The sequence below is a fragment of the Thermomonas haemolytica genome (genome assembly GCF_004346265.1).
Taxonomy (GTDB): domain Bacteria; phylum Pseudomonadota; class Gammaproteobacteria; order Xanthomonadales; family Xanthomonadaceae; genus Thermomonas; species Thermomonas haemolytica.
Genome location: NZ_SMAP01000001.1, coordinates 1 through 25,178 on the forward strand (window position 1 = coordinate 1; position 25,178 = coordinate 25,178).

The 25,178-nt window shown below is 62.1% G+C and carries 23 protein-coding genes; 13 read left to right on the forward strand and 10 right to left on the reverse strand.

The window, feature by feature from the left end; translation table 11 throughout:
* Nucleotides 1-227: 227 nt before the first annotated feature.
* Nucleotides 228-410 carry an antitoxin Xre/MbcA/ParS toxin-binding domain-containing protein gene (locus EDC34_RS12505; RefSeq protein ID WP_425477429.1) on the forward strand — a complete coding sequence of 61 codons (183 nt, stop codon included), beginning with the start codon at nt 228-230 and terminating at the stop codon, nt 408-410.
* 196 nt (nt 411-606) lie between these two features.
* Here the strand turns inward: EDC34_RS12505 and EDC34_RS00010 are convergent, their stop codons facing one another.
* The 4 genes from EDC34_RS00010 to EDC34_RS00025 all read right to left on the reverse strand — a co-directional run bounded on the left by EDC34_RS00010 (nt 607) and on the right by EDC34_RS00025 (nt 4,453).
* Complete coding sequence (locus tag EDC34_RS00010) at nt 607-1,791, reverse strand: glutathionylspermidine synthase family protein (protein WP_114958823.1); 1,185 nt, start codon at nt 1,789-1,791, stop codon at nt 607-609.
* Nucleotides 1,791-2,357, reverse strand: a complete 567-nt coding sequence (locus EDC34_RS00015) for a DUF1190 domain-containing protein (protein ID WP_114958824.1) — start codon at nt 2,355-2,357, stop codon at nt 1,791-1,793. The genes EDC34_RS00010 and EDC34_RS00015 overlap by 1 nt, the downstream gene beginning before the upstream one ends.
* A 288-nt stretch (nt 2,358-2,645) precedes the next feature.
* The gene (locus EDC34_RS00020; RefSeq protein ID WP_114958825.1) at nt 2,646-3,977 is read right to left on the reverse strand and encodes a Y-family DNA polymerase; all 1,332 of its coding nucleotides are present in this window, start codon (nt 3,975-3,977) and stop codon (nt 2,646-2,648) included.
* Nucleotides 3,978-3,985: 8 nt separating this feature from the next.
* Nucleotides 3,986-4,453, reverse strand: a complete 468-nt coding sequence (locus EDC34_RS00025; RefSeq protein WP_114959241.1) for a LexA family protein — start codon at nt 4,451-4,453, stop codon at nt 3,986-3,988.
* A 338-nt stretch (nt 4,454-4,791) separates the two neighbouring features.
* Here EDC34_RS00025 and EDC34_RS00030 point away from each other — a divergent pair, with 338 nt between their 5' ends.
* Nucleotides 4,792-5,766, forward strand: a complete 975-nt coding sequence (locus EDC34_RS00030; protein WP_114958826.1) for an SOS response-associated peptidase family protein — start codon at nt 4,792-4,794, stop codon at nt 5,764-5,766.
* A gap of 687 nt (nt 5,767-6,453) precedes the next feature.
* Here the strand turns inward: EDC34_RS00030 and EDC34_RS00035 are convergent.
* On the reverse strand, nt 6,454-7,404 hold the full coding sequence (locus EDC34_RS00035) for an integron integrase (RefSeq protein WP_114958827.1): 951 nt from the start codon (nt 7,402-7,404) through the stop codon (nt 6,454-6,456).
* Between the two features lie 627 nt (nt 7,405-8,031).
* Between EDC34_RS00035 and EDC34_RS00045 the strand changes: the two genes are divergently transcribed.
* The 11 genes from EDC34_RS00045 (at nt 8,032) to EDC34_RS00095 (ending at nt 16,313) form a co-directional block, all read left to right on the forward strand.
* On the forward strand, nt 8,032-8,502 hold the full coding sequence (locus EDC34_RS00045; RefSeq protein WP_132982808.1) for a hypothetical protein: 471 nt from the start codon (nt 8,032-8,034) through the stop codon (nt 8,500-8,502).
* Nucleotides 8,503-8,561: 59 nt separating this feature from the next.
* Nucleotides 8,562-8,810, forward strand: a complete 249-nt coding sequence (locus EDC34_RS00050; RefSeq protein ID WP_132982809.1) for a hypothetical protein — start codon at nt 8,562-8,564, stop codon at nt 8,808-8,810.
* Between the two features lie 507 nt (nt 8,811-9,317).
* Complete coding sequence (locus tag EDC34_RS00055) at nt 9,318-9,809, forward strand: hypothetical protein (protein WP_132982810.1); 492 nt, start codon at nt 9,318-9,320, stop codon at nt 9,807-9,809.
* 57 nt (nt 9,810-9,866) lie between these two features.
* Nucleotides 9,867-10,406: a hypothetical protein gene (locus EDC34_RS00060; protein ID WP_132982811.1), complete on the forward strand. Its 540-nt coding sequence runs from the start codon at nt 9,867-9,869 to the stop codon at nt 10,404-10,406.
* A 90-nt stretch (nt 10,407-10,496) separates the two neighbouring features.
* Nucleotides 10,497-10,937, forward strand: a complete 441-nt coding sequence (locus tag EDC34_RS00065; protein ID WP_132982812.1) for a hypothetical protein — start codon at nt 10,497-10,499, stop codon at nt 10,935-10,937.
* A gap of 1,260 nt (nt 10,938-12,197) precedes the next feature.
* Nucleotides 12,198-12,785 carry a hypothetical protein gene (locus EDC34_RS00070; protein ID WP_132982813.1) on the forward strand — a complete coding sequence of 196 codons (588 nt, stop codon included), beginning with the start codon at nt 12,198-12,200 and terminating at the stop codon, nt 12,783-12,785.
* Nucleotides 12,786-12,979: 194 nt separating this feature from the next.
* Nucleotides 12,980-13,276: a hypothetical protein gene (locus EDC34_RS00075; protein ID WP_114958830.1), complete on the forward strand. Its 297-nt coding sequence runs from the start codon at nt 12,980-12,982 to the stop codon at nt 13,274-13,276.
* A 121-nt stretch (nt 13,277-13,397) separates the two neighbouring features.
* The gene (locus EDC34_RS00080) at nt 13,398-13,868 is read left to right on the forward strand and encodes a hypothetical protein (RefSeq protein ID WP_132982814.1); all 471 of its coding nucleotides are present in this window, start codon (nt 13,398-13,400) and stop codon (nt 13,866-13,868) included.
* Nucleotides 13,869-13,928: 60 nt separating this feature from the next.
* A complete protein-coding gene (locus EDC34_RS00085; RefSeq protein WP_114958831.1) occupies nt 13,929-14,234 on the forward strand; it encodes a hypothetical protein in 306 nt (101 codons plus the stop codon).
* A gap of 95 nt (nt 14,235-14,329) precedes the next feature.
* Nucleotides 14,330-14,734: a lysozyme inhibitor LprI family protein gene (locus tag EDC34_RS00090; RefSeq protein WP_114958832.1), complete on the forward strand. Its 405-nt coding sequence runs from the start codon at nt 14,330-14,332 to the stop codon at nt 14,732-14,734.
* 343 nt (nt 14,735-15,077) lie between these two features.
* On the forward strand, nt 15,078-16,313 hold the full coding sequence (locus tag EDC34_RS00095; RefSeq protein ID WP_240311019.1) for a hypothetical protein: 1,236 nt from the start codon (nt 15,078-15,080) through the stop codon (nt 16,311-16,313).
* Between the two features lie 35 nt (nt 16,314-16,348).
* Here the strand turns inward: EDC34_RS00095 and EDC34_RS00100 are convergent, their stop codons facing one another.
* From EDC34_RS00100 to EDC34_RS00120, 5 genes are all read right to left on the reverse strand, one after another.
* Nucleotides 16,349-17,452 carry an acetate/propionate family kinase gene (locus EDC34_RS00100; protein WP_162797638.1) on the reverse strand — a complete coding sequence of 368 codons (1,104 nt, stop codon included), beginning with the start codon at nt 17,450-17,452 and terminating at the stop codon, nt 16,349-16,351.
* Between the two features lie 19 nt (nt 17,453-17,471).
* Entirely contained in the window at nt 17,472-19,547 is a 2,076-nt protein-coding gene (locus EDC34_RS00105) for a heavy metal translocating P-type ATPase (RefSeq protein ID WP_165921002.1), read from the reverse strand.
* Between the two features lie 115 nt (nt 19,548-19,662).
* Nucleotides 19,663-21,192: an ABC1 kinase family protein gene (locus EDC34_RS00110; RefSeq protein WP_223809477.1), complete on the reverse strand. Its 1,530-nt coding sequence runs from the start codon at nt 21,190-21,192 to the stop codon at nt 19,663-19,665.
* Nucleotides 21,193-21,280: 88 nt separating this feature from the next.
* On the reverse strand, nt 21,281-23,746 hold the full coding sequence (locus EDC34_RS00115; RefSeq protein ID WP_240311020.1) for a phosphoketolase family protein: 2,466 nt from the start codon (nt 23,744-23,746) through the stop codon (nt 21,281-21,283).
* Nucleotides 23,743-25,134, reverse strand: a complete 1,392-nt coding sequence (locus EDC34_RS00120) for an MBL fold metallo-hydrolase RNA specificity domain-containing protein (RefSeq protein ID WP_114958835.1) — start codon at nt 25,132-25,134, stop codon at nt 23,743-23,745. Before EDC34_RS00120 ends, EDC34_RS00115 begins: the two co-directional genes overlap by 4 nt.
* Nucleotides 25,135-25,178 lie beyond the last annotated feature (44 nt).

Below are 25,178 nucleotides of genomic sequence, written 5' to 3' on the forward strand. Positions count from 1 at the left end.
CACGACGCCCTCGACGGCATGACGCCCATCGAATACCGCAACCAACCCGCCAGATGTTCTACTTTTGAAATGTCCGCTTGACGGGGGAGCTTACGGTTGCGTTGGGGGGCGGGCTGTACTTGAAACGCGAGGCCATCCACGAGCGCGACCGCTTACGCGCTTCACGCGCGGCCGACGAATCTACCCGGTTTCAGGCGGTGGCCGAATCGGCGGCGGCCGGCCAGCTGGTGGCTACACGCGCCGTCGCTGTCTTCGAGGATGCGAACGCGGCTTGGCGATGGTTGGCTGCTTCCAGTCCGGTGTTAGGCGCCCGTCCGCTGGACTTGCTGGGCACCACGGCCGGCGTCGCGGCAGTTCTGGACGAACTGCATAGGATCGAGGTAGGAGACCTCGCACGAGCGCCCTCGTAGTTTTCGTCTTGCTTGTTTAGGCGGTATCGAACTACTTACGCCATGTATCAATGGCAGCCCTCGCATGGCAGGCTCACGCCTCAAGGTGTCCGCCAAGTGATCAGGTCAAGCCGATTAGCTCGAGGACGTGAGGCGGTATGTTTGCCGCGGATAGGTAGGGTGCACTCTTGGCTCACCCAGAGCGGAACGGCAGGGCCTAAGCTTCGATGGTGATGGGCCCGACTACCTCGTCGACGATCGCATGGGGCACGAACCGCGCCGAGTCACGCGTAATCGGGCTGGAGTCTTCGCGAATGCCGATGCCACTAGCCGCGTCTCCTATCACCCAACTGCCGATCAAGGGATAGTGTCCCGAAAAAGACGGCAGCAAATGCAACTGCTGCCGAATGGCCGTACCGCTGTATGGCCCGGCTTCGTGCAGGAACCGCCCATTGGCCAAGTGCATCTCCACGTTCGCTCCCTCGCGTGAGAACAGCGGTTTGCGCACCCATCCCGGCCTGAGCGGGGCGCCATCGTCGAAGTAGGCCTCAAGCAGGTTGGGGTGGCCGCGATGGCGTTCCCACAACAACGGCAGCACGCCCTTGTTGCTCAACACGAGCTTCCACGCAGGCTCCAGCAGCTGGAGGTTTGACCGTAGCAGCTCAAGACCAAACGGATCCGAAAACAGGTCTTCCAACGGATAGAGCTTGAACAGCGAACCGATGGCGATATCGTCCAGGTCCGTAAATCGTCCGTCCGAAGCAACGCCAATGTCTTCGAGTGCTATCGCGCCGGCGGACAGCCCGGCTTGAGTGGCGCAGTCACGCAGGTAAGCCGCCGTGCCCTGATCCTCTGCGCTGAGACCCACCGCGGCAAAGTAAAGCGGTGGATTCAGTCGCATTGCGAGTTCGGCGAAACGTTCCACAAGAGCTTCGTGCAGGCTGTTGAACTGATCCGCCTGGGCAGGCAGGGCACCACGCTTGCGCTGGTTCTCCAGCCACTCCCACTGGAAGAGCGCGGCCTCGTAGAGCGAGGTAGGGGTGTCATAGTTGAGTTCGTACAGCTTCGCGGGCCCATGACCGTCGTAGGCGAGGTCCATGCGTCCGTACAGGTGCGGATCCCGGCGGCGCCAGCTCTGCGCAACGTAGTCACGGAACGCCTCCGGTATGGCCAAGTGCTCCATCAGGGCGTCGCTGGCCATTACTTCGTCCACCAGCGCGAGCGCCATCTGGTGCAACTCGATGGTGGGTGATTCGAGGTGCTGTTCGATCTGCTCTAAGGTAAACGCGTAATACGCGCTTTCGTCCCAATAGGGCGCCCCGTCGATGGTGTGGAACTGGAAGCCGCAGGCCTCCGCGCGTCGTCGCCAGTCCGGCCGCGGGGCGATGGGAACGCGGCGCATCAGCCGCCGAAGCTGCCGGAGCGACGAGCAGCGGTGGTGCCGAAGCCACCACGGCGCACCGTCATGGCACGGTCGGGCTGGGCATCGACCCGGGTAAGAGCAGCCGCCCCGGCACCACCCGTCGATGGACCTGGCTTCAGCCAGTCGTTGTGCGCGGTGCGAAACGCGGGTTCGCCTTTGATCGTTCCCGGCGGCGGTGCGGAGCCAGCGGTCTGTGCCAAGCCTGCGCTGCGTCCGTTGAGCATCTGCGAGAGAAAGAAGCCGGTCATGAGCGGGCCGATGAACGACTGGCCGCCCGTCGTCTGCTGCGTGCCGCACTGTCCGTGCCCGAATTGGTTTTCGCATTCGAGCACGGACGAGAACTGAGGGGCCGCTCTTGCGGCCTGCTGTTGGGCCTGGGTGAAGGCCTGGTTGCACATGTAGGGGTTCTGGGTCTTGTCGATGCACGCCTCGACCGAGGTGAATAAGCCTTCCGCGGTCTGAAGCTGCGGCTCCTGCGAGCAGGCAGTCAGAAGCAGGGGCGCGGCACCCATTAGCACAAGCGCCGTATGGCGGGAGCGTTTCATGGGGGGAACTGGGCGGCGTGTCATGGGATCAAGGATAAGCGATGCGCGAAGGGTACGCGCGAACACGCAGAGGGGTACACCGTGCTTCCGAGCTAGCGCTGACGATCGATGCACAACACTCATGGGCGGGGTGGCACGACTGGCTTCCTCTAGCCGACGCACCCTTGAAGAAACCGTCGCGTGCGACCAAAACTAGGTGATCCCCGTCAAATTCGAACCCCGGTCAGGGCCCAATGCGTGGGGCTAAATCCTGGCCGCGGCGTTTACCTACTGCTCGTGAGCGGACGCCTACCTCACCGCCAACAAGTCTCCCCACTTCGTGGTGTAACTGGGCGACAAGGCCTGCAACGTAGGACGCCACTGAGCATCCTTTGACCCCATACGCCGCTCGCCAGCCATCGCGCCACCTACGCGCCAGCCCACGGTGCCAACACCTAAGGTGCCGCGGCCGAACTTGGCGTTGATCTTATCCAGCACTGCCATCCCTCTCTCGGCCTTTTCGTTGGGCCTGAAGAACAAGTCCGCTTGCCGGTCCTCGGCCCCGACGAGATCGGTCAGGCCGACACCGCCGCGTTTATATGCTTGAACGCCACGGCTTTTGCCTGTCTGGCGCATGATGGACATGGCAAGGAACCGCACGGCACGCAACACCTCGGCCGTGTCCTGCGTGGGAATGGGGAACGGCGCTGCACGGCTTGCATGGAAGCTATCGCCTTTGAACGGGTTGCCGTCCAGCCACACCCATAGCGCGCCGGCGGCCAGGCCGCGTTTGCGCAGCTTCTCGCAGGCAACCGTGGCAAAGGTCGCCAAGGCCTCCATCGGGTCCACCACGTCTCGTCCGAAAGTACGGCTCACCACCAACTGCTTGCGATCCGGCTCTTCGAGTTCCAGATCACCACAGGGCACGCCACGAAGTTCCATGTGGGTACGCGCCAGTACCACGCCGTAGCGGGCACGCACATGGTCAGCAGGGAGCGCGGCGAGCTCGGCGGCGGTCGTCACCCCTTCGGCATTCAGGCGGGCGGCGTAGCGTCGCCCAACACCCCATACGTCCTCGACTGCCAAGGCGTCCAGTTTGTGTGGAGTGGCATGGAACACTGACAGCGCACCGGCATTGACCGCGCGCTTGGATTGATCCTTCGCCAGCTTGTTGCCGGCTTTCGCCAAGGTTCTGGTCGCACCGAGACCAGCACAGCAAGGGATACCAATCCACTTCAGGATCCGTTCGCGGGCTTCCAGCGCGGCACCCACTGGATCTTTCATGCCCGCCACATCCACGAAATTCTCGTCGATCGAGTACACCTCGACCCGCGGAAACAGGTCATGCAGGATCGACACGATCCTCGCGGACAGGTCCCCATACAGCGCGAAGTTGGCAGAGCGCACTTGGACCTGGGTACGGATGTCTTTTGGCACCTGGAAGATGGGCACGCCGATTTTCAAGCCCAGCGCTTTGGCCTCCGGGGACAGGGCGATGCAACAGCCATCCCCATTGCCCAGCACGACCGTGGGCTTGCCACGCAATCGGGCATCGAACACCCGCTCGCAGGACACATAGAACGTGTTCCCGTCGATCAGGCCAAAACGTGGAGGTTCAACCTCTGAAGGGCGCCGCACCATGGCCGGGCTCAGAGGTGAAAGTGGATATTGCTCCGCACCACGCCCCAGATATCGAGTTCGATGTCCTCGGGGACGATGATGGGCGGGTAGCCAGCGCTTGAAGCCAGCACGATCCTGTTGCCGCGCACGTAGAGCTTCTTGCACACGAAGCCCCCTTCCCACAGAGCCACCACCGTGTGCCCTGGGCGCGGGGAAACGGATCGGTCGACAACGAGCAGGTCGCCGTCCTGGATCCCGTAGTCGACCATCGAGCCGCCACAGTCTGCCTTCATGAGGAAGGTGGCCGGAGGGTTGGCGATCAGGCGCTCGTTGAGGTCCAGCCGGTCGTCCTCCTGGAAGAAGTCTTCGGCCGGACTGGGGAACCCACAGGCGGCACGCGCAAGCAGCAGTGGCAGGACAGGGGCGCCGAGCGATGGCACCGGACCCAGCAACGTGGGAGGGGTGGGAAGGGGGCGAGAAGAGACGGGGATCAACATGGAGGCGAGCTTCAGGGGTCGGTGACTCACCCGATGAGATCGCAGCCCCTCAGCAGGAATGCTGGGGGCGCGCACCGGGGAGACAGGATAGCCGCGCAGGTAGTAAAAATACTAACAGGAGTTCCTGAACAGGGGTGTCGACCAGCCGGGGCCCAGACCGGCGATTGCGCCGCACCGAGCGAGGAGGCCCGAAACAGGCCGAATTCCGACTTTGGGCGCTCGACCGCATGTGCCTGCCACCCCATCACGTGCGTGTTATAGGCTTTTCCAGGATCGCGTCGGGATGCGACATCGCGCACTGGTTCGCGCCCAGCGCCCATCGACTTGAGGAAGATCGCATGTGCTACAGCGCAGAAGCTTGGACCCTCTACGACGGCTACGTGAAACGGTTCGGTGCCGACATCGACATCAAAGCGTTCTGGGAGTTATACCTGGGCCGGGAAGAGCGGTATCGAGTCAGGAACAAGCTGTCGGACGGCACCAAGATCCCCAAAGGGATGGATCTGAACTTTCTGCGTCCCCAGACCGACTTGGAGCGCTCGATCCAGGATCTGGTCGCCACTTGGAACGGTCGTAAGTTGGGAGAAAGTGAGACCGAGCTGGAAAAGCAGCAGGCACGGTTGGCTGCGGCCGAGGCCAAGCTGGCCACCAAGCCGACGAAGACCGCGGCCAACGAACAACGGATCGCTACCAACAAGATCAAGCAGATGGAGCGCTGGATTGCCGACGCCAAGCGGACGAGCCACAAGCCGACGCAAGACGATCGTATCTTCCCTCTGTGGTATGCCCCGGTCCTTCTGGTGGAGGACGGCAAGCCCATCGTTCGGCCGATGCGCTACCTGTGTCGGCCCCAAGGCATGGATCCCGGGACCGACTACACGAAGACGGGGCAGGTGTCGGGCAAGTACAACGCCCGAAGGGACAATCTTCAGAAGTTCTGGCGTCCACAGTTCGGGCACACCCATGCCCTCATGCTCGCCGAAACTTTCTACGAGAATGTGGATGACGGGCAAGGTGGGTCGAAGGAGATCCACTTCCAGCCCAGTACCGGCGAGACGATGTTCATCGCCTGTCTGTACTCCCACTGGACTGATCCCAGCGGGAAAGAACCTGACTTGTGGTCGTTCGCCGCCATTACCGACGAGCCTGAGCCCGAAGTGGCCGCGCAGGGCCACGACCGCACCGTCATCAACATCAAGCCAGAGCATGCAATCGCGTGGCTGACGCCTCAGGGTCGTTCAGACGAAGAGTTGTTCGCCATCTTCGACGACAAGCGTCATCCGTACTACGAACTGGTCCAGGAGGCCGCATGATTGATCCACGACTTCAAGCGTTGTCCGACTACATGGCACGTACAGAGGTATCGACCACGTATGTCGATTTTTGGACCGGTTGGGACGCGGTAGCGGGAGACTTGGCCTCACATGCTTGGGCCGATGGCGCATCGCCCGAACTTCGCGAGGCGTACACGGAACTGTTGGCCGAAGCAGATGATCGAGGCTGGGCGGTGCCGTTGGAACAGTGCCAGCCCTGAGCTATCAGCGAAAATCGCGCTAGCTTGAACATTAGACCTGCCGGATGGAATTTTGACATCAGGCCAGCGCGGCCGGCAGCCCCATCCTCCCAGACGGGGCGCGCAACGGGTGGATGTCCTGGCCAGATGGCTGGTCCCGTGCGTTGCCGACAGGGCCAGACTACGCAATGAGCCTCATGCTCGCGATCAGGCAACTTCGTACCGTCGCGTCAGAAAATTCCGAAACGTGAGTCCGACGATTAGCGCTTGGCTGGCCGGCTTGGATTAGAAGTTTTTCCGAGCAGATGCCACTTCGTTGCGTCGCACGGGTTCACGCTGGCGGATAGCAGACCGCTTGGGTCGGGAGGGGACTGTCAAGAGTCTGAGATTCGTGCACGTTGTTGATCGTGCCCGGGTTTGCAGGTGGCCGATCACCGTCGCTATGCGACCCGAAGCGGACATCCGTTGGATGTCCGCTTCGGCGGCTTCAGTCGAAGTCCAGATAGTCCAAGGGACTGGTGGTCTTGCGCGCAGCCTGCTCGACATGTGTGTAGATCATCGTCGTTTTGAGGTTGCGGTGACCCAACAACAGCTGAATCGTTCGGATATCGGTCCCTCCAGCTAGGAGGTGAGTCGCGAACGAATGGCGAAGTGTGTGGACTGACGCCTGCTTGATGACCCGCGCATCCTGAAGGGCTGTCTTGAAGGCCATCTGGACGCCGGATTCGGATGCGTGCCAGCGAAGCCACCGTTCAGTGCTAGGACAACGCCGCAGAACGCGCGATGGAAATACGAACTGCCACGCCAGACTACGGCTAGCACTGGGGTACTTGCGTTCCAATGCATTGGGCAGCGGAGCAAAGCCTGCGCCTCTTGCTACGTCTTGGCGGTGTCTACTCGCCACGCGAAGCAAATGACGCTGCAGCGGCCGCTGCAGCCGTGTCGGCAAAATGGTGGTCCTGTCCTTGCCCCCTTTTCCTGCACGGACATGGATCATCCCGGCCTTCATGTCGACGTCCTTGATTCGCAACGTCATGCATTCCGTAACACGCAGACCCGAGCCATAGAGGATATGGGCCATGAGCGCAGTCACTCCGTCCATCCTACGCAAGATGGCCGACACTTCATGCGCGGTCAGGACGATGGGCAAGCGATCCCGTCGCTGGATACGTTTCAATCCACTCAAGTGACCGATCTCAATCTCGAACACATCTCGATACAGGAAGAGCAGTGCATTGAGAGCTTGTGGCTGGGTCGATGCGGCGACGTGTTTGGCCGTCGCCAGATGGTTCACGAAGCCGACGATGCCCTCAGGTCCCACCGTGCGAGGATGGTGCGGCTTGTGGAAGTGGACGTACCGGCGGATCCAGAACCGGTACGCTTCTTCGGTCCTTCGGCTCAGGTGGCGACGTCGGCAGACAATCGACACCTGGTCCATCAGTCGCAGTGGGGGAGTAGAGGGGGGGACGGTGTCACCCCATGAGGGTCGCTCCTTTTGGGGTCAAACGACCGGAGCATACGGCAGGCAAGACTGATGCTGGGTCCGGTTATTCGTCACCTTGCCAGTTAGGCACTGAGAGCCTAAAGTCCAGTGAATTCATGCGGATAGCCATCCAAGCGTTATGGCTGGTGCATGTCGTATAAACGGATCAAGAGATCCGGCTAATAGGTAGTTAGGCCGCATGAGCAACATTCCGACAATTCCAGAGATTCCCCTTGAGCTCTCGCCGCGAACCGACGAGGCCAGAAATGTTGTGGGCTTCGAGTGGGCCGGGGGAGATGTTGGCTCGCGCAGCAAGCTCGGGGGCGCACCAGACTGGCTGCAAGACCCACAGGTTCCCAACTGTTCTTGCGGCCAGACTATGTCGTTCTATGGCCAGCTCGACTCAATCGGGGATGCCGTTAGCCTCGCCGATTGCGGCATGATCTATGTATTCGTCTGCTTTGACTGTTTCCAGACAAAAGCAGTCCTCCAATCCGGCTAGGCCAGCATGCGGCCTAACAATTCATTCAAGCCGAAGCCGCTTCGCGGCTCGGCTTAATTCAGGTGTTAGGGGGCACCCACATGAAATCGCTCATCGTCCTTTCCCTACTCGTGACTTCACCTGCATTCGGCCAGGAATTTCGTAACACCGCTATCCCCAATGCACAGATTGGCGCCGTGCTCCGCGATGTCGCTCAATGGCATGACATGCAGCACCCGGACTGTCCTTATCAAAAACCAGTCGGCTCTGTTGTCATTGAAACCAAGGGTGACAACACCGAAGAGCACTGGAGCATTGAAGCTTGTTCGGGCAAGTCCTTCACATACCACGTTGCTGTCTTTCCAACGCCTAACGGCGGCGTCACTGACAGCGTATCAAACGTAGACGGATCACCGATTGGCGGTTCAGACGCTGTCAGCCCGCCAAGTAGCGACGATTGTTCAAAAACCAAGGCTCGCTTCGAGATTCTGAACGCCAAAGAAGACCTGACGGATGAGGAAATGAGTGAAGTACCCCAACTCGCGGCAGACCTTGCGGCCTGTGCCCCCTAACAATTCATTCAAGCCGACGCCGCTTCGCGGCGCGGCTTAATTCAGGTGTTAGGCCTCACATGACTGATCAAGGCAATTCACTTCCCGAGATACTGGTGGTTGTTGAGCGCAACGGAATACACCAAATAGAAGTCCGTGAAGTTATTCGCGAAGGTGATTTGTACTTCTTACTCTTCGCTCGGTCTGACGGTTCGCAAGCCCGAGTTCCGGTTGACGGCACCAAATTCTCAAGGACACATCAAGGTCGGGTTGTGGCAGATATGATCTATCAAGGCGGATCAATCATCGCGCCCGAGCAGGACGCGTGATGGAAGTGAGGCCTAACAATTCGTTCAAGCCGAGCCCGCTTCGTGGCTCCAATAAAAACCGGTTCTCCTTGGGCGGGCCGGCTTAACTCAGGTGTTAGGCAGCATTGAAACGATCTCGCATGCCATCAAAGCTCTACAAAGCGAATGTCATTGCCGCCACCGCTCACTCGCTAGTGAGCCTTGCTATCTGTTGCGCATACAATTTGTGGCAACCTCACCCGGTCGGTTACATCTATCCCGCTGCTGGCGCTCTCACTTCCATGCTTTGGGCAACACACTGCTGGGCTCTCGGCGTTGCTTCCGGCTCCACAGGTAAGGCTTCATTACGCGTAGCATCCATTCCCTTAGCCATCTCACTCATCGCCGTAATTGCTTGCTTCGTCCGCTACCAGCAAGAACTACCCAGGCAATACAAGATGCTTGAATGGATTCACGAGAATGCTGCCTAACAATTCATTCAAGCCGACGCCGCTTCGCGGCGCGGCTTAATTCAGGTGTTAGGCGCGCATGTCACTACAACGGCTCGTGAAATGGCTTCTATCTCTTTCCTGGTCGGCCTTCGCCGTTTCTATTGTTGCACAGGCCATTTCGGCTGTTGGCGTCAACGCACCTGTGCAGCTCTACGTAGCCCTCTTTCTATCCGCTTTTGTGATTGGTGGCGTGACCGGCATCATTCAGTTCAAGATCGTACTTATCGAGCGCGACTGGTGGCTGGGCAGCCGTGAAACTTTGCTTAGACGCTTTCCGATCTGGATCGCCGCACTTTGCATTGCGTTGGGGATAGGCATCGTGGCACAGGCAGTCTTCTTGCCTAGTGATTACAGCCATCTCAGTCTCGCCCTAGTGTTCGCTATTGAGGCGGGAGCACTTACTTCTTTGTCACGGCAGCCGTGGCTGCTCACAAAGCACACCTGTCAAAATGGTCATAAGGTCAGCTTCTACAACCGATTCTGTCCGACTTGTGGCGTACTCCTACTTAGATCCTCGGAGCGCGCCTAACAATTCATTCAAGCCGACGCCGCTTCGCGGCGCGGCTTAACTCAGGTGTTAGGCCGCGTGGTGACCATTCAAGCGATCGGACTGCGGTGGGTTAAGGGCGAGGCTGACGACCCGGCTGACCAGTGTGCCCACGGCGAGATGTCGCTATCTGCTGGTGATGTCGAGTTCGTGACAGTTGGCGACGGGGAACTTACCCTCAGCGGTGCAGCGTTCTACCTGCTCCGCACGCTTGAATCGTCACATACGCCTACTGACCCGGTCGCGGAGGCTAATCTTCTTCTGCCTTGCTGTGCTTTCAACGCCTGGCCGGCCGGTGAGAATGAGAGCCTAATTCTCATGGGGTGTGGCGGCGGCGTAGATATGACTGTGGAGCACCTTCCGATTGCCCGGGTCCGGTTAATGCGGGGCGATAGAGCTGCCGTTGTAACCCTTGAAGACTGGCGCAGCGCAGTTGTTGGCTTTGCGCGGCAAATCGAGGTGTTCTATGGCTCCGCATCTCCGAAGGATCAGATCGATGACGAGTTTGAGCAGAGGGGTTGGCAGCTCTTCTGGGCCGAGTGGCGTGACCTCATGCGGAAGCACGCGCCCGCGGCCTAACAATTCGTCCAAGCCGACGCCGCTTCGCGGCGCGGCTTAACTCAGGTGTTAGGCCGCGGAAAATAATTTTTGCTACTTGAGGGAACAGCCATGGTGAACTTGCGGCGCGTTTCTTTGATTGCTGGTTTGCTCGTTGTGGCAGCAGCGGTAGTAGCTGTTTACGCGTACCAGGGCACGCCAAGCAATTCAGTGTCGCAAGTAGAGCTTCCTCCGCTCGTTGAGATCCCTCACAAGGAATTCTCGCCTGATGAGTACAGAGCAATTCAGGAGACGTTCTGGACCAAGATTCAAGGCAAAGAACGCCAATGCGCCGAGTCCTTTGTTTTCACGTACATGGGCACGCTTAGAAGGCGCTGTGAGATCCAAGGTGGTGCCAAAGACATTGGCGGTGGTTGCGCCCACATGACAAACGCTATGAACTACCCAGAGGTCTTGCAAGCGGGTCTAAAGCACTGCGACATCAAGTATTCAACCCATGTGCCGCGGCCTAACAATTCATTCAAGCCGACGCCGCTTCGCGGCGCGGCTTAATTCAGGTGTTAGCGCCCTTGAAAAGTAGCCGCCTTCCTCGAGTCCTGTCCATCACGCTTCTGTTCACTGGAGCGGTGGCAATTCTCTTATGGAAATTGATACCGCCTGCTCGGTTGGACCAATTGCCCAACTCCGGGCGAGAGCTTGATGAGCTCGCTGCATACCGCTACGACCACGAACGAGGCATGACTCCTTGCCAATCGGAGGATCGTGAAATTACCAACCGAGCTCGCATAGCGCTAAGAGGCGCTGGCATTCCTGACCCCGCCTTGATCGCTGTAGTCGCACCGACGTTTGAAGGCCCCAAGATCATCGCATTCGCCGATCACGAATTCAGCGTACTGACCTACAGGGACAAGTCAGGCTACACCCCTCCAGAGTCATGGTTCATGACACAAGAGGCTCGTAAGCTAAGAACCCAGGTCAGCCCTTCCGATCAATATAGAGTTGTCGCTCCGCTGATCCGACAAGCACGCTACGCTTCAACCGTGTCGCGTAGTGGTCATGACGGAACTATGTACTTCCTTGACTGGGGCGGAGAGTGTGCACTGACTTGGTCGCCGAACGAAAATGACGGCCCATCAGCGTACGTAGCCAGGATTCTTGACGAGACATCATCTGCAAAGCCTTCCATTCCAAAACTTGTTGGAATTGCGTCTGAAATGGTGAAGCAAGAGCAACGAACCGGGCGCTAACAATTCGTTCAAGCCGAGTCCGCTTCGCGGCCTCGGCGCTGGCGCTATGATCGTCCCATCGCCGCGGCCGCTGCGCTACCCGGCTTAACTCAGGTGTTAGCGCTCACTAGCTAGTAGCCGGATGCCGATGTTTCTCTCTGTAGCATTAGCCGCCTTGCTTGCCCAGTCGGACCAACCAGAGCCGCAGCCACCTGCCGAGCTGTCCGCCCAGGTTGCTGGGATCGCTGGCACCCTCGCGCCCTCCTGCAAGACCGTCATTTGGCCTGGACGAGACAGCGCCGCTCTTAGTTGCGTTGAGCAGCACTTGGCTAGTGGCGAGCCGCTCATTGCGTATTTCCGAGTGGCCGGCATCGACTCCACTCTCTGGCAGGCGGCGCTTCAGCTAGCTTCCGGCCACCTGTATCTTCTGGAGCACGACAGCTTTGGGAGCGGCAAGACTTCCAGCGCGCCTTGTCGGCGGCTCGTTGTGCAAAAATCAGCGCTCATACCAATCGCGTGTGAGCGCTAACAATTCGTCCAAGCCGACGCCGCTTCGCGGCGCGGCTTAACTCAGGTGTTAGGTGCCGTGACAGAGTATCGCAAGAACAAGATCGGCAAGCTCCACGAGACAGGGATTCCAGCCCAACAATTTGTTGCATTCGCATCGCCAATTTCATGGCACCGCTCATCTCAGCACCTGCACCGCGCAGCAAATGTAGTCGTAGAACAAGTTGTGAGAGATTGGCAGGATCAGGTAGCGACAGGACAACGACTTCGCACGCCAGACGATCTAAGCAAACCGCATCTCGATATATTCAAGCAGTTCTTCTTACTTGCCGCCTTCGCTCTAGAAAACGTCCTCAAAGGCATCGTTGTCGGCGCCAATCCAACGCTCGTACATGAAGGCACCCTACAAGGAATACTCACTTCGCACGACCTTGTTGCGCTCTGTCGCAGGGCAAGCATCTCACTCACTCCAGAAGAATCAAGGTTTTGCGAGCTCGCATCCTCTGCTTCGGTTTCATGGGGTCGTTACCCGGTGTCAACCAAAGCGCATCAAAACGTAACCTCGCTCTCGTTGAGCGGATCGTCGATTGCTGTCTTCAACGGCTTATATCAACGCCTATCAACTGGATTCTTTGAACACATACAGGCAGCAAAGAGCGGCACCTAACAATTCGTTCAAGCCGACACCGCTTCGCGGCGTCGTGATAAGTTCTCGCCAGTCGCCGTTGTCGCTTCGGCTGTCTTTACGCTGCGGCGCGGCTTAACTCAGGTGTTAGGCCGCTAAACAAGGCTCTCAGCTGGTGAGACAAAGGCGACAGAGACTACTCCTTGGCAAGTCCGCCAACCGCCGAGGAACGTCTAATGAGCTATCTCGTCTTTTGCACTTTTGACCTCAAGAACGCTACGAGCCAGAACTACCAAACTGCCTACGCCGACCTTGCTGGGATCGGCTTGCATCGAGTGCAGAAATCTGACGGCGGCAAAGACGTTGTAATTCCCACAACTTCCGTCATGGGCACGTTCACCGGCACAAACGCTGCGACCGTACGAGACGATATTCGTAGCAAGGTGCAAGCGGTCTTTCGCGCACGAGGATTCCGTTCGGAGATCTTCGTTGTTGTCGGCGGTGACTGGGCCTGGGGCGCTGCAACCACGTGACGCAGCCTAACAATTCGTCCAAGCCGACACCGCTTCGCGGCGGCGGCAAAGTCCCGCTAAGATTGTGACTCTGCCGCCGCCGCAAAGCGGCGCGGCTTAACTCAGGTGTTAGGTGGCCGTTGTGACAATCACGCTCGACGAACATCAGCACTGGGCTAACGGGATCGGCAAGCTCTTGCTCGCTTTCGCGGGCATCGAAGCTGCAACTCTCGAGCTAATCCAGCTCATCTCCTTGAGCAAAATCCATGATTCTGCTACACGCTTACAGCTACACCAGCGAGTCGAACTTCTCTTAGAAATATGCGAGGGACTGGACACGCCCGACCATCAACCTCTGATTGCGGTCTTGGAGAAGGTCAAAGGGCTGCAGAGCACTCGCAATCTGGTAGCTCATAACCCTCTAGTGATAGAAATATCTGTGCATCCAGAGAACGTCTTCCTGGCGAAAGAGGTCATCCGCTCGCGGCAGAACCGAAACAAAAGGATTACTCTGGAAGAGCTGCAGGACGCTGCCAAATACGCAGAGGTCCTGGAACGACAACTCTTTCAGCAAGTCGAGGCGGCCCGTACCCTACGTGGGACGGCCACCTAACAATTCGTCCAAGCCGACGCAGCTTCGCGGCGCGGCTTAACTCAGGTGTTAGGTGCGCGGATGGGGATCGACGTTTACTGGAAGGATGAGCGCGGTGGGATCTTGGCTGCCTTGCCGGATTCGAACGCCTTGGCACAAATGGCCGGCCTCCTGTCCAGACAGACCGGTAGCCGCTGTCTCCAATTCATCGACCCCGCCGGCGATACTTTCTTTAAGCAGCTTCAGCTGCCGGAGCTGTCCCTTGAACTCGCGAACCTATTGCCCTCGGTCGAGCAGCCGCGGTGGCGCGAGCATCTCATCCAGCTGCACTCACTTGTGGAGCGCGCTGTCGGGGTGCATACCTATGTCTGGTTCGTCGGTGACTAGCCGCGCGCCTAACAATTCGTCCAAGCCGACGCCGCTTCGCGGCGCGGCTTAACTCAGGTGTTAGACCTTGCAGAAAACATCACAGCGAGCCAACCATGAAAGCCAGTAACTTCGTGCTCCTTACGCTTCTGACGGTCGCCCCTGCATCTCACGCGGCCAAACACCACATCGACAGCTACTTGGAGTCGTGTATTGATGCAGACTCAACTACGGCCGGTATGGTCAACTGCACCAATCAAGCTTATTCGCTCTGGGACAAAGAGCTAAACCTCAAGTACATCAACTTGATGTCCGCCTTGGCTCCCGCCGATAAGCAGGCTCTTCGCAATGCTCAGCGCCAGTGGGTCGCGTTCCGGGATGCCGAGTTCAAGGCGATTGATGCGCTGTACAACGGCAAAGACGGCACCATGTACCTGCCAATGAGAGCGGCAGATCGCCTAGCGGTCGTTAAGGCTCGCGTTCTGCAGCTCTCGTCCTATGCAAATCTCGCCAATGACTAGCCCGCAGGCAAGGTCTAACAATTCATTCAAGCCGACGCCGCTTCGCGGCGCGGCTTAACTCAGGTGTTTGTCAATGCCCGCTTCTGGCCGCATGCGGACGTTGCCCGGGGAGGGCAGGGCGGCGGATAAGGGCCCGTTATCGGGGGTAGGCAGGCCAGCTTGCCGACCCGGAGACGCCCTACGTCTGTAGCCTTCCTGAAGCGGCGCTTGTTCCGAGAGCGGATACCAGACTGCTTGGGTACCCTGACGCAGCGGCGCAGCAATTAGGCCGCGTCGAGGCGTAGATCCAAGGAGCCCGGTAGTGATTGGTCAGTCAGGGTGCGATATCAACTGTGCCACCTCGATGGATGCATCGCTCAATCAGCGGTGCGCATGCGAGGTGGTCGACGTCTTGAGGTTGCACGAGTCGATCAGGTCCGACTTTCCGGAGTTTACGACTGATCCATCCGTGCACGCGCACCTGTTTTCCCCCTACGCGCTGTTCGTCGACCGTGCGGCGTTGGAGGCTATGGAGCGCGTGGCGGCGGCGCTCTTCGACGTTGCGAGCAATCCGCAATACCGCCAACACGTCCTGCAATGGGCTCCGAACATCGGCAGCCATGATCCGGGGTCGGCGGGTGGCGTCCTAGGCCTAGACTTCCACCTGACCGTCGACGGTGCGCGGTTGATCGAGGTCAACACCAATCCCGGCGGGCTGCTTCTCAATGCAGTGCTGCTCGATGCTGTGCAGACCTGCGCGCCGGCTGCGTGGACCACCTGGACAACGGCGGCGAAGGCCGGCGACGCGGCCATCGCCGCGTGGCTGGACGATGCGCGGCAGCAGTCCGGCCGCGCGCCTGCGCGCTTGGCCATCGTGGACAGCGTCCCATGGGAGCAGTTCCTTTACCCAGAGTTCGAACTGTACGCTGCCGCATTCCGGGAGCATGGCGTGGACTGCGTGATACGCGCGCCGGAAGAACTCCGCTTTGGGCCAGGCGGGCTTGCAGATGCCAACGGTCGGATCGACCTGGTCTACAACCGGCTGACTGATTTCGCCCTTGAAGAAGCCTCGCATGCAGACCTTCGGCAGGCTTACCTAGCGGGGAGCGTCGCACTCACCCCGCATCCGCGTGCGCACGCGCTTTTCGCGGACAAGCGCAACCTTACCGTGCTCGGAGATCCAGCTCTGCTCGAAGGATTTGGGGTTGATGTAGATTCGACGACTCTGCTGGCCCAAGTAATTCCGCCCACGTTTGAAGTCGTGCCTGGGAACCGAGATGCGCTATGGGCAGCCCGCAACAGTTACTTTTTCAAGCCTGCGGCAGGGTTCGGCAGTCGCGGCAGCTATCGAGGTGACAAGCTCACCAAGCGAACGTGGGAGTCGATGGCGTCGGCGACCTACATCGCACAAACCTTCGCGCCACCGAGCATGCGGATCGTGCATGGGGGCCAGTCCCTCAAGGCGGACGTGCGCTGCTTCGCGTCCGAGGCGGGTGTGCTGTTGTTCGCGGCCCGGCTTTATCAGGGCCAGACTACGAACATGCGCACCCCAGGTGGTGGATTCGCAGCGGTGCTCACGACGCCACTGATCGGCGAGTAATCCTGGCTGGGGCCGCCCTGGCGGTATGCCCTGGACTACAGCCAGGCCAATGCTGATTCGGCCAGCTCGCGTTCCTCATCGATCGCGACGTTCCAGATGGCCGGCCCGCTCGCGGCATCGATCCGCGTGGCCCCAGCATCGTTGTCGTCAGGTGCCAGCGCCAGGCCAAGCCAGCCCAAGCGCGCGATGATCCGCGCCCGCAGACCCGGCGCGCGGTGGCCGATGCCGCCGGAAAAGACGACATGGTCGAGTCCGCCGATTCCCGTGGCCATGGCCGCGATGGACTGCGCGATCCGGACTGCGAAGAGGTCCACGGCAAGCTGGGCCTGCGGGCCAGGATCGGCAAGCAGCACGCGCATATCGCCGTGCCCGGCGATGCCGGCAAGACCTGCAGTGCGGGACAAACCATCTTCAATCGCTTGCGCGTCCAGCCGTTCGTGCCTGAGCAGGTACAGCAACGCACCGGGATCGAGATCCCCGGAGCGGGTAGGGCTCGGGATTCCCCCCAGCGGAGTGAGCGCCATGGTGGTGTCGCGGCTCCGACCGTCCTCGACGGCGCAGACGCTGCAACCACCCCCCAGATGCGCGAAGACGGCGCGGCTCCGCAGGATTCCGGCGTCCTGGCTGGCCACGACTCGCAGTGCAGAGGCGAAGGCGAGTCCGTGGAAACCGTAGCGGCGGACGCCCAGCGCATCCCATGCTTCGGGGATGGGCAGGCGCTGGCTCCAGGGTGCGAGTGTCACGTGGAAGTCCGTGTCGAAGGCCACGCCCTGGCGGGCTTGCGGCCAACGCAGGCGCGCGGCACGCGCGAACGCGAGGGCGACCGGCTGGTGCAAGGGTGCGAATGGCACCAAGGCATCCAGTTTCGCAAGTACATCTTCGTCGAGCTCGCTGGCGTTGCGCAGGTCGCCGCCATGTACGATTCGGTGGACCACCACGTCGGGGCCGGGCGCCGGTATCGACAATATTTCGAGCAGGGTGGCAAGTCGCTCTTGCGCATCCGCGCCGACGGCAATCTCGGCCCGGGAGCGCTCCACGACGCGTGGCTGCGCGCCTGGCCCCTCAGCGTGCAACAGATAGCACGCGCCCTTGAGGGTGGACGAGCCAACGTTGAGTGCCAGAAGCCGGCGCGTGGTCATAGGTGTCGCCAGTTCATGTTCATGGGGACCGTACCGCCCGGCGCAACAGCTGCGCATTGATCGCCACCACGATGGTGCTCAGCGACATGAGCACTGCACCAAGCGCGGGTTGCAGCATGATCCCCCATGCAGCGAGAACGCCGGCAGCGAGCGGGATGGCGACGATGTTGTACCCGGCGGCCCACCACAGGTTCTGGATCATCTTGCGATAGGTCGCCTTGCTCAATGCAATGATCGCAGGGACGTCGCGCGGGTCGCTGCGCACAAGTACGACGTCGCCAGCCTCGACCGCGACATCCGTCCCTGTGCCGATGGCGATGCCGACGTCGGCTGTGAGCAGCGCCGGCGCGTCATTGACGCCGTCGCCCACCATCGCGACGCGCTTCCCTTGGGCCTGCAGTTCCTCGATCTTTGCCACCTTGTCCTCTGGCAGGACCTCGGCGAAGACGGTGTCGATATTGAGCTCCTTCCCGACCGCATTGCCGACTGCGGTGGAATCACCAGTCAGCAGCACAACCTCCAGTCCGTTGTCGTGCAGACGCTTGACCGCATCGAACGATTCGGGACGGATGGCGTCAGCGATCGCGAACACGGCGAGCACCCGGTCGCCTTCCACCAGGTAGGTTGCAGATTGACCATCGGCTGCCGCTGATTCGGCAGCCCGCCGAAGCGTCTCCGGCGGTTCGACCGCGAGCATTCTCAACAGACCCGGCCCGCCAACGTGGAGCGAGCGCTCCTCGACGACTGCGCGCACGCCGCGTCCCGGCATGGACTCGAAGTCCTGCGACATCGGAACGTCGATGCCATGTTCCTTGGCGCTGGTCATCAGCGCCTGCGCGATCGGATGTTCAGCGTCGCGCTGGACCGACGCGGCCACGCGAAGCACCTCGTCGTCGGTGAGTCCATCGGCGGCAGTGGTCTTTACGACGCGGTGCGAACCGAGCGTGAGCGTGCCTGTCTTGTCGAACACGACCGTGTTCAGCAAACGGGCCTCTTCCAGGCCGCGTCGATCGCGCACGAGCAGGCCGTTCCGTGCGCCAATCGTGGTCGAGATGGCGGTCACCAGCGGGATGGCCAAACCCAGCGCATGGGGACAGGCGATCACGAGCACGGTCACTACGCGCTCGATCGTGAAGCTCCACGGTCGACCGAGGAGTGGCCAGACAATGGCGGTAACCGCGGCGGAGACGATGGCGATGATCGTGAGGTAGAACGCCGCCCGGTCCGCCAGGGCCTGGGCGCGCGAGCGCGACGTCTGGGCCTGCTTGATGAGCCGCATGATACCCGCGAGCGCGGTCTCGTCGCCGGTTCCCGTCACCTCGACACGCAACGAGCCCTGTCCGTTGACGGTGCCGGCGATCACCCGGTCGCCCGTCGACTTGTCCATCGGCTTGGACTCGCCGGTGATCATCGCTTCGTTGACGGCGCTGGTCCCTTCCTTCACGACGCCGTCGGCGGGAATGCTCGCGCCGGGCCTGATGAGCAGCAGGTCGCCGCGCTTCAGTTCCGCGACAGGGACTTCCTTCGCGGTACCGGCCTCATCCAACCGCACCGCCATATCAGGCAGCAGCTTCGCGAGTTCCTTGAGAGCGCCCTGTGCCTGGTTGATCGAACGCATCTCGATCCAGTGGCCGAGCAACATGATCGCCACCAGCGTCGCCAGCTCCCACCACAGATCCAGTCCCTCGACAAGGCCGAGCGTGACCGCGGCGCTGTAAACAAAGGCGACGGTGATCGCAAGCGAGATCAGCGTCATCATCCCCGGCAAACGACTGCGCAGTTCCTGGTATCCGCCGCGGAGGAACGGCGAGCCGCCGTAGAAGTACACGACCGTGCCGAACATCGCGGGGATGTACGCCGCGCCCGGGAACTGCGGTGCGGTGTAGTCGAACCAATGCTGGATCATCCCGCTCCAGATCAACGTGGGGATGGTCAGCAGCAGCGTGAGCCAGAACTTGTCGCGGAAGCCCGCCGCGCTGTGGCCGGCATGCTTGTCGTGCCCGGCATGGGCATCGCCATCGCCACGCTTGCGGGAAACAGGCGATTGTTCGCTATGTGCCTGGTGATCTTGATGATGGTGGTTGTGTTGCGTCATGGGTCTGCCTTCCTGGATGCACTGATGCACTGGGCGTCAGCGGGGAGATAGATCAGGGGTTTTGAAACAGACTGTCGGGAAATCGGCCATTCCCGATGTTCGTTGCTCCGGCTGGTCACAGGTGCCCCGATCTGGCGATGGCCATTACCAGCCGCAGGGATAGCAGGCCCGCTGCAGTGAAGGCCAGCACCGCCATGACAGGCAGGTGACCGAACACTTGCGGGCCGTCGGAATGCAGGCTCAACAGCGCACCGCTTACGTACAGGCCCAAGGTGACCAGGGCCAACGCCAGCCGGTTGCCCGTGCGCGCGATTGCCTCCTGCGTGGAACTCAGGCCATGGTGGTGTACGGAGAAGGCGGGTCGTCCGTCGCTCAGTTGCGCCTGCCGCAACAGGTCGGTGGCGATCTGTGGCAGTTGGCGCGCAGTGCGGGCCAGCCGCATGGCAAGCGGCCTGTTGCCGCTGGGGCGGCTGGCTTCGGCAATGTCGGCGATCGCGGCCGCCTGCGCGGACAGCGTCCCCAGCAGGTCCAGATCCGGATCCAGCGCCCGCAGCGTGTTCTCGACCAGGAACAGCGTCCGGATCAGGGACAGCAGGTGGGCCGGAAGCCGGAAGCCAGCGCCCTGCCCAATGCGTGCCACGCGCCAGATTGCCTCGGCAATGGACCACTGCGCCAGCGGACGGCTGGCCATCTCGGCCAGGATCAGGTGGATCTCGCGCACATGCGAGCGGCGGTCGACCTGCGGCGGGAAGAAGCCCATGGCGATCGCTGCATCCAGCACGCCCTCGGCGTCGTCGGCCGCAATGGCCTCGACCATGCCGCCGAGCGCGAGCCGGGATGCAGGGTCGAGCACGCCGATCGAGCCAAAGTCATGCAGGCACAGGCGACCGTCGTCAAAGAAGAACAGATTCCCCGGGTGCGGGTCGGCATGGAAGACGCCGGCGCCGAAGAGCTGATGCACGTAGGCACCGAGCAGCGCCCTTGCCAGTGCGGGAGCGGCCGCTGTGCCGTACGCGGCCTCCAGACGGGTCCCGTGGCTTCGATCCTGCACAAGCACGTTGCGGGTGGCATACGGCTCGACGACGTGCGGCTGGGTGATGCCGGGCAGGGCATCCAGCACCTTGGCCATGCGCCGCATGTTCTGCGCCTCGTGACGCATGTCAATCTCGTCACGCAGGAATGCGCCTAGTTCGTCCACCAGTTCGAGCGGCCGGTGGCGTTTCAGTGGCGGCCAGATCCACTGGGCGACGCGCATCGTGCGCCGCAGGAGCAGCAGATCCGCCTGCACCTGGGCATGGATCCCGGGGCGGGTGATCTTGACGACCACATCGCGACCATCATGCATGCGCGCTGGATGGATCTGGGCCACTGAAGCCGCGGCCAGGGGCTTGTCATCGAAGCTGGCGAAAAGTTCGCCGACCGGCGCGCCAAACGCCTGTTCGACGATACGCATGGCCTCCTCCGCCGGGAAGGGGGGCACATCGCTGTGCAATCGCGACAACGCCTCGCGGTAGGGTGCCGGCAGCAGGTCCCAGCGCAGACTCAAGCCTTGGCCCAGCTTGACGAAGGTGGTGCCCAACCCCACCAGGGTGGTGCTGACGTATGCGGGGAGCAGGTCGGGTGCGCGCCGGCGCAGGCGCAGCACGGCGACTCCGAGCTTCAGTCCGGCCCAGGCAATCTGACCTCCGCGCCGCACTGTACCCGCCATCAGCGCGAGGTCCTGGCCGGGCGACTCACGACGCTGGCCCCGTGGCAGGGCGCAGGATCGTGGCCGGATCGCCGCGGCCATCCACTGCTGCCAGCTCCGCTTCGGACAGCAGCCTGCCACGGGACTGGCCGAGGACGTGCGCAGCCGCGTCGACCACGTGTGCCCAGGTGCTGCGGTTGGCGAACAGCAGGCCCGGCACGTCCAGCGTGCCGCCGCGGTTGACGAAGCCCAGCGCCGCGGTCGTAGTTGGGCCGGTATCGAGCCGGCGCAGGGCGCCGAGGAAGGGTTCGGGCCGGGTGTGGGTGACGAATACGCGCGGCCTCCTCACCGGGAACAGCGCCTGGACCGCGGTGTCGGAGTGCACGTACCGTGCCTCCTCCGGATCGCGCGGCGCGCGGAACCGGCCGGGCTCGGCGAGATAGACGATCGCGGCCGACACACCGCGTTCGACCAGACGCGCCTGCGCGCGGCGCACTTCCTGCAGCTGGTACGCGCCGGTGGCTACGAGCAGGATCGCCGCCTTCGCCGGATCGCCGGCCAGGCACGTCGCTCCGATCTCGGCCAGCGCCTTGGCCTGCTGTGGCGTCAACTCATGGGGCACCGGCCGCTTGGGGACGACCAGGGTGGTGACCGTGCCGCGTTGCGCGTAGGCGTGGGTGAGGGCTGCGGCGGCGCCGTTGGCATCGGGCGGAAACACCACGCGCGAGATGTCGGCCATCTCGCCCATGAGCGCCTCGGCCATGGTCGGATCCTGGTGCGACTGCTCGTTCTTCGAGTTTTCCCACGTGTGCGAAGTCAGCACCAGCGGCACGCCCAGCCAGCCGGGCGGGCGTCCGGCCTGCTTCTGATGGCGGGCAAAGATCAGTTCCTGGCGCACGGCGCCGAGCATCTTCGGCGCGAACGCCTCGTAGGTGACCACCAGGTTCAGCCCGCCCTTGTTGCCGAGCGCCGCGCAGACCACGGCCTCCTCGTTGAGCGCGGTGATGACCGCGCCGGTGGTCGATTCGGCGACACCGGGTTCGGGCTCGTGCACCCGGTGCTTCATCGCGTCCAGGGTGCGGTCGAGCTTGTTGCTGCGCAGCTCGTCGGGATTGCCCACGCGCACGCGCAGGCCCGGGTTCGCTTCGGCGATCGCGACAAACTGCTCGTCCAGCGCGGTCATCGGCGAGCTCTCGCCGCCGGCGCCGCGGTCCGCGATCGCCGGCACGCGGGGCGGTTCCACCTGGCGATCGGCCAGCGCATGGTCGCGCTCGCGCACCCGCTGCTGGTCATCGTGGCTGTTGAGTGCGGCGACGGCTTCCTCGAGTTCGGGGAAGGTCACGAACAGAGCTGCAGCGCCCTCATTGAAGAGCGTGCGCGCCTCTGCATCCACCGCCGGATTTCCGGGCAGGGGAAGATTGTGCGAGGCATTGGTCCCGGCGCCGGGGAAGCCGAAGCCCTTCACGGTTTCGGCGATGCCATAGGGCAGCCGCACGTCGGTATCGGGGACGGCGGCGCCCGCTTGCAGGCGCGATTCCATCACGTGGATGCCCCACGCGATGCTGGCCGGATCGCGCCCGTCCAGCGCGATCGGATCAAAGCCGTTCAAGCGCAGGTGCCGGTCCAACCAGCGCTCGCCGCCTTGCTGGGTGATCTGGCTGCGCTGTTCGATACGCCGCCCGTTGAGGATGATGATCGGGCTGACCAGCCCGCTGTCTTCGGCACGCCACCAGCGCGGCGCCCAGTCGCTGCCGCGCTGTTCTTCGAACGCACCGTCGCTGAGGAACGCCACCAGGCGTTCATCCTTGAGCGGCGCATGCACGTACTGAAGCTCGGCAAAGCCGAGATAGCCACCTTCCATCACGCCCCCGGCGGTATGCGCATTGACGTGGGAGCCCAGCGGCGACGCCGGCGTCCCGTCCGGATTGAGCGTGTAGGCGTAGAAGTCGCCGACGAACCGGCTCAGTCCGGCGTCGGAGCGGTCATAGCGTTCGGCGTGCCTGTCGGTCATGTTGCCAACCAACACGTTCAGCGCGTCGATCGCGGCCACGCAGTGCCCTTGGCCCATCATCCAAGCGCGGGTGACACCATCCAGGGCGTCCATCAGGAGGTAGCCGGCGTAGGCGGGCACCATGTTGAGGGACCCGCCGGTGTGGCCTTCAGGCGTGAGCTTGAAATCGTCGGCCTCAAGGACCGTGCCGTCGGTACGGACCCGCTGGCTGTAGGTCATGTGCGCCACCAGCCACATGCCGGCACTGGCGACGCGATCGGCCGCGGCGAGCCGCTGCCAAGCAGTGCCGGTATTGGGCGTGCGGCCCAGGGCCACCAGTTCGTCCACCATCTGGCGGACCCGCAGCTGGGTGAGCGGGTCATGCCGGATCACGCCGTAGCCGGCTGCCCAATGTGCGAACGCGCGATCAGCCTGCCGGTGGGCATCGGCCAGTTCAAGGATCCGCTGGCGCTCGGCGGCTGACAGCTGGTCGGCGGTGCAGCAGTTGGGGTGCAGGTTCATGGGGTCTCCGGGGAATCCAGTGCAACGCGGTCCAGGTGCTCCGGCACGCGTGCGCGCCAGCCCAGTTCGCGTTGCACGCGCCCGCGCAACGTGTCGGCTGCATCGGGCTCGCCGTGGGTGAGGTAAACGACGCGGGGCGCAGACGGTGCGGTGCGCATCCAGTCCAGCAGCTCGCCCGCATCGGCGTGGCCGGAGAAGCCTTCCAGCTGCACTACCTCGGCGCGAATGGAAACCTCGCGGCCGAACATGCGCAATGTTCGCTTTCCCGCCGCCAGCGCGGCACCGCGTGTTCCACCGGCTTGGTAGCCCGCCAGCAAGATCGCGTTGCGGTCATCCTGGCCGAACGCCTCGACGTGGTGCAGCACGCGCCCGCCGGTGATCATGCCACTGGCCGAGATGATGATCATCGGCCCGCGCTGGCGGTTGAGCGCCTTGGACTCATCCACAGTGTTGACGAAGGTGGCGACCTCAAACATCCGCTGGCAGTCCTCTTGAGACACGCGATGCTCGGAATGGTGAGCGTGGTAGAGGCCGGTGGCGTTGGCCGCCATCGGACTGTTGAGGTAGACCGGTATCCGAGGGATCTCTCCGCGCTCGCGCAGCCGGGCGATATGCAACATAAGTGTCTGGGCGCGACCGACAGCGAACGCCGGGATGACGATCACACCGCCACGGGCAGCCACGCGGCGGATGATCGGCGCGAGTTCCGCCTCTTGGTCGATCGCAACGTGTTCGCGATTGCCATAGGTGGATTCGCAGACCAGCACGTCACAGGCGGGCAGGGGGGTCGGCGGATTCATCAGCGACTCCTGCTGCCGCCCGAGGTCGCCACTGAAATGCAGGCGCTGGCCCTGCGCGTCCACGCTGACGTGGGCAGCGCCCAGGATGTGGCCGGCGGGATGGAAGCGGACTGTGATGCCCGGTGCGACCTCGACATCGCGCTCGTAGTCATGCCCCTTGAGCTGCTTCAGGCTGCGGTGAGCATCGTCTTCGGTGTACAGCGGCCGTGGTTCCTTGTGCTTGGAATAGCCCTTGCGCGCGGCGTATTTCGCCTCTTCTTCGAGCAGGTGCCCGCTGTCGGGCAGCAGCAGACCGCACAGGGCCACGCTGCCGTAGGTGCAGTGGATCCGGCCGCGGAACCCCTGCTTGACCAGCGCCGGCAGATAGCCCGAATGGTCAAGGTGGGCGTGGGTCAGGACGACCGCGTCGATGGTCGAAGGGTCGACCGGAAACGGCGCCCAGTTGCGCTCGCGCAATTGCTTGTAGCCCTGGAACAGGCCGCAGTCGACCAGCACGCGCTGGCCGTTGGCCTCGACTAGATAGCGCGAGCCGGTGACGGTGCCGGCGGCGCCGAGGAACTGCAGGGTGGGGCTGGAATACGTTGCCATGACGTGACTCCTGTTCGCGAAGGAAGTGATTGCAAATGACATGA

Coding starts and splice junctions, on each gene's coding strand:
- EDC34_RS00090 (WP_114958832.1), top strand. CDS start 14,330: ATGAAAGCCAGTAACTTCGTGCTCCTTACGCTTCTGACGGTCGCCCCT.
- EDC34_RS00035 (WP_114958827.1), bottom strand. CDS start 7,404: ATGGACCAGGTGTCGATTGTCTGCCGACGTCGCCACCTGAGCCGAAGG.
- EDC34_RS00020 (WP_114958825.1), bottom strand. CDS start 3,977: ATGGTGCGGCGCCCTTCAGAGGTTGAACCTCCACGTTTTGGCCTGATC.
- EDC34_RS00105 (WP_165921002.1), bottom strand. CDS start 19,547: ATGACGCAACACAACCACCATCATCAAGATCACCAGGCACATAGCGAA.
- EDC34_RS00085 (WP_114958831.1), top strand. CDS start 13,929: ATGGGGATCGACGTTTACTGGAAGGATGAGCGCGGTGGGATCTTGGCT.
- EDC34_RS00120 (WP_114958835.1), bottom strand. CDS start 25,134: ATGGCAACGTATTCCAGCCCCACCCTGCAGTTCCTCGGCGCCGCCGGC.
- EDC34_RS00095 (WP_240311019.1), top strand. CDS start 15,078: ATGGATGCATCGCTCAATCAGCGGTGCGCATGCGAGGTGGTCGACGTC.
- EDC34_RS00075 (WP_114958830.1), top strand. CDS start 12,980: ATGAGCTATCTCGTCTTTTGCACTTTTGACCTCAAGAACGCTACGAGC.
- EDC34_RS00065 (WP_132982812.1), top strand. CDS start 10,497: ATGGTGAACTTGCGGCGCGTTTCTTTGATTGCTGGTTTGCTCGTTGTG.
- EDC34_RS00045 (WP_132982808.1), top strand. CDS start 8,032: ATGAAATCGCTCATCGTCCTTTCCCTACTCGTGACTTCACCTGCATTC.
- EDC34_RS00100 (WP_162797638.1), bottom strand. CDS start 17,452: ATGACCACGCGCCGGCTTCTGGCACTCAACGTTGGCTCGTCCACCCTC.
- EDC34_RS00015 (WP_114958824.1), bottom strand. CDS start 2,357: ATGAAACGCTCCCGCCATACGGCGCTTGTGCTAATGGGTGCCGCGCCC.
- EDC34_RS00010 (WP_114958823.1), bottom strand. CDS start 1,791: ATGCGCCGCGTTCCCATCGCCCCGCGGCCGGACTGGCGACGACGCGCG.
- EDC34_RS00055 (WP_132982810.1), top strand. CDS start 9,318: ATGTCACTACAACGGCTCGTGAAATGGCTTCTATCTCTTTCCTGGTCG.
- EDC34_RS00050 (WP_132982809.1), top strand. CDS start 8,562: ATGACTGATCAAGGCAATTCACTTCCCGAGATACTGGTGGTTGTTGAG.
- EDC34_RS00025 (WP_114959241.1), bottom strand. CDS start 4,453: ATGTTGATCCCCGTCTCTTCTCGCCCCCTTCCCACCCCTCCCACGTTG.
- EDC34_RS00030 (WP_114958826.1), top strand. CDS start 4,792: ATGTGCTACAGCGCAGAAGCTTGGACCCTCTACGACGGCTACGTGAAA.
- EDC34_RS00115 (WP_240311020.1), bottom strand. CDS start 23,746: ATGAACCTGCACCCCAACTGCTGCACCGCCGACCAGCTGTCAGCCGCC.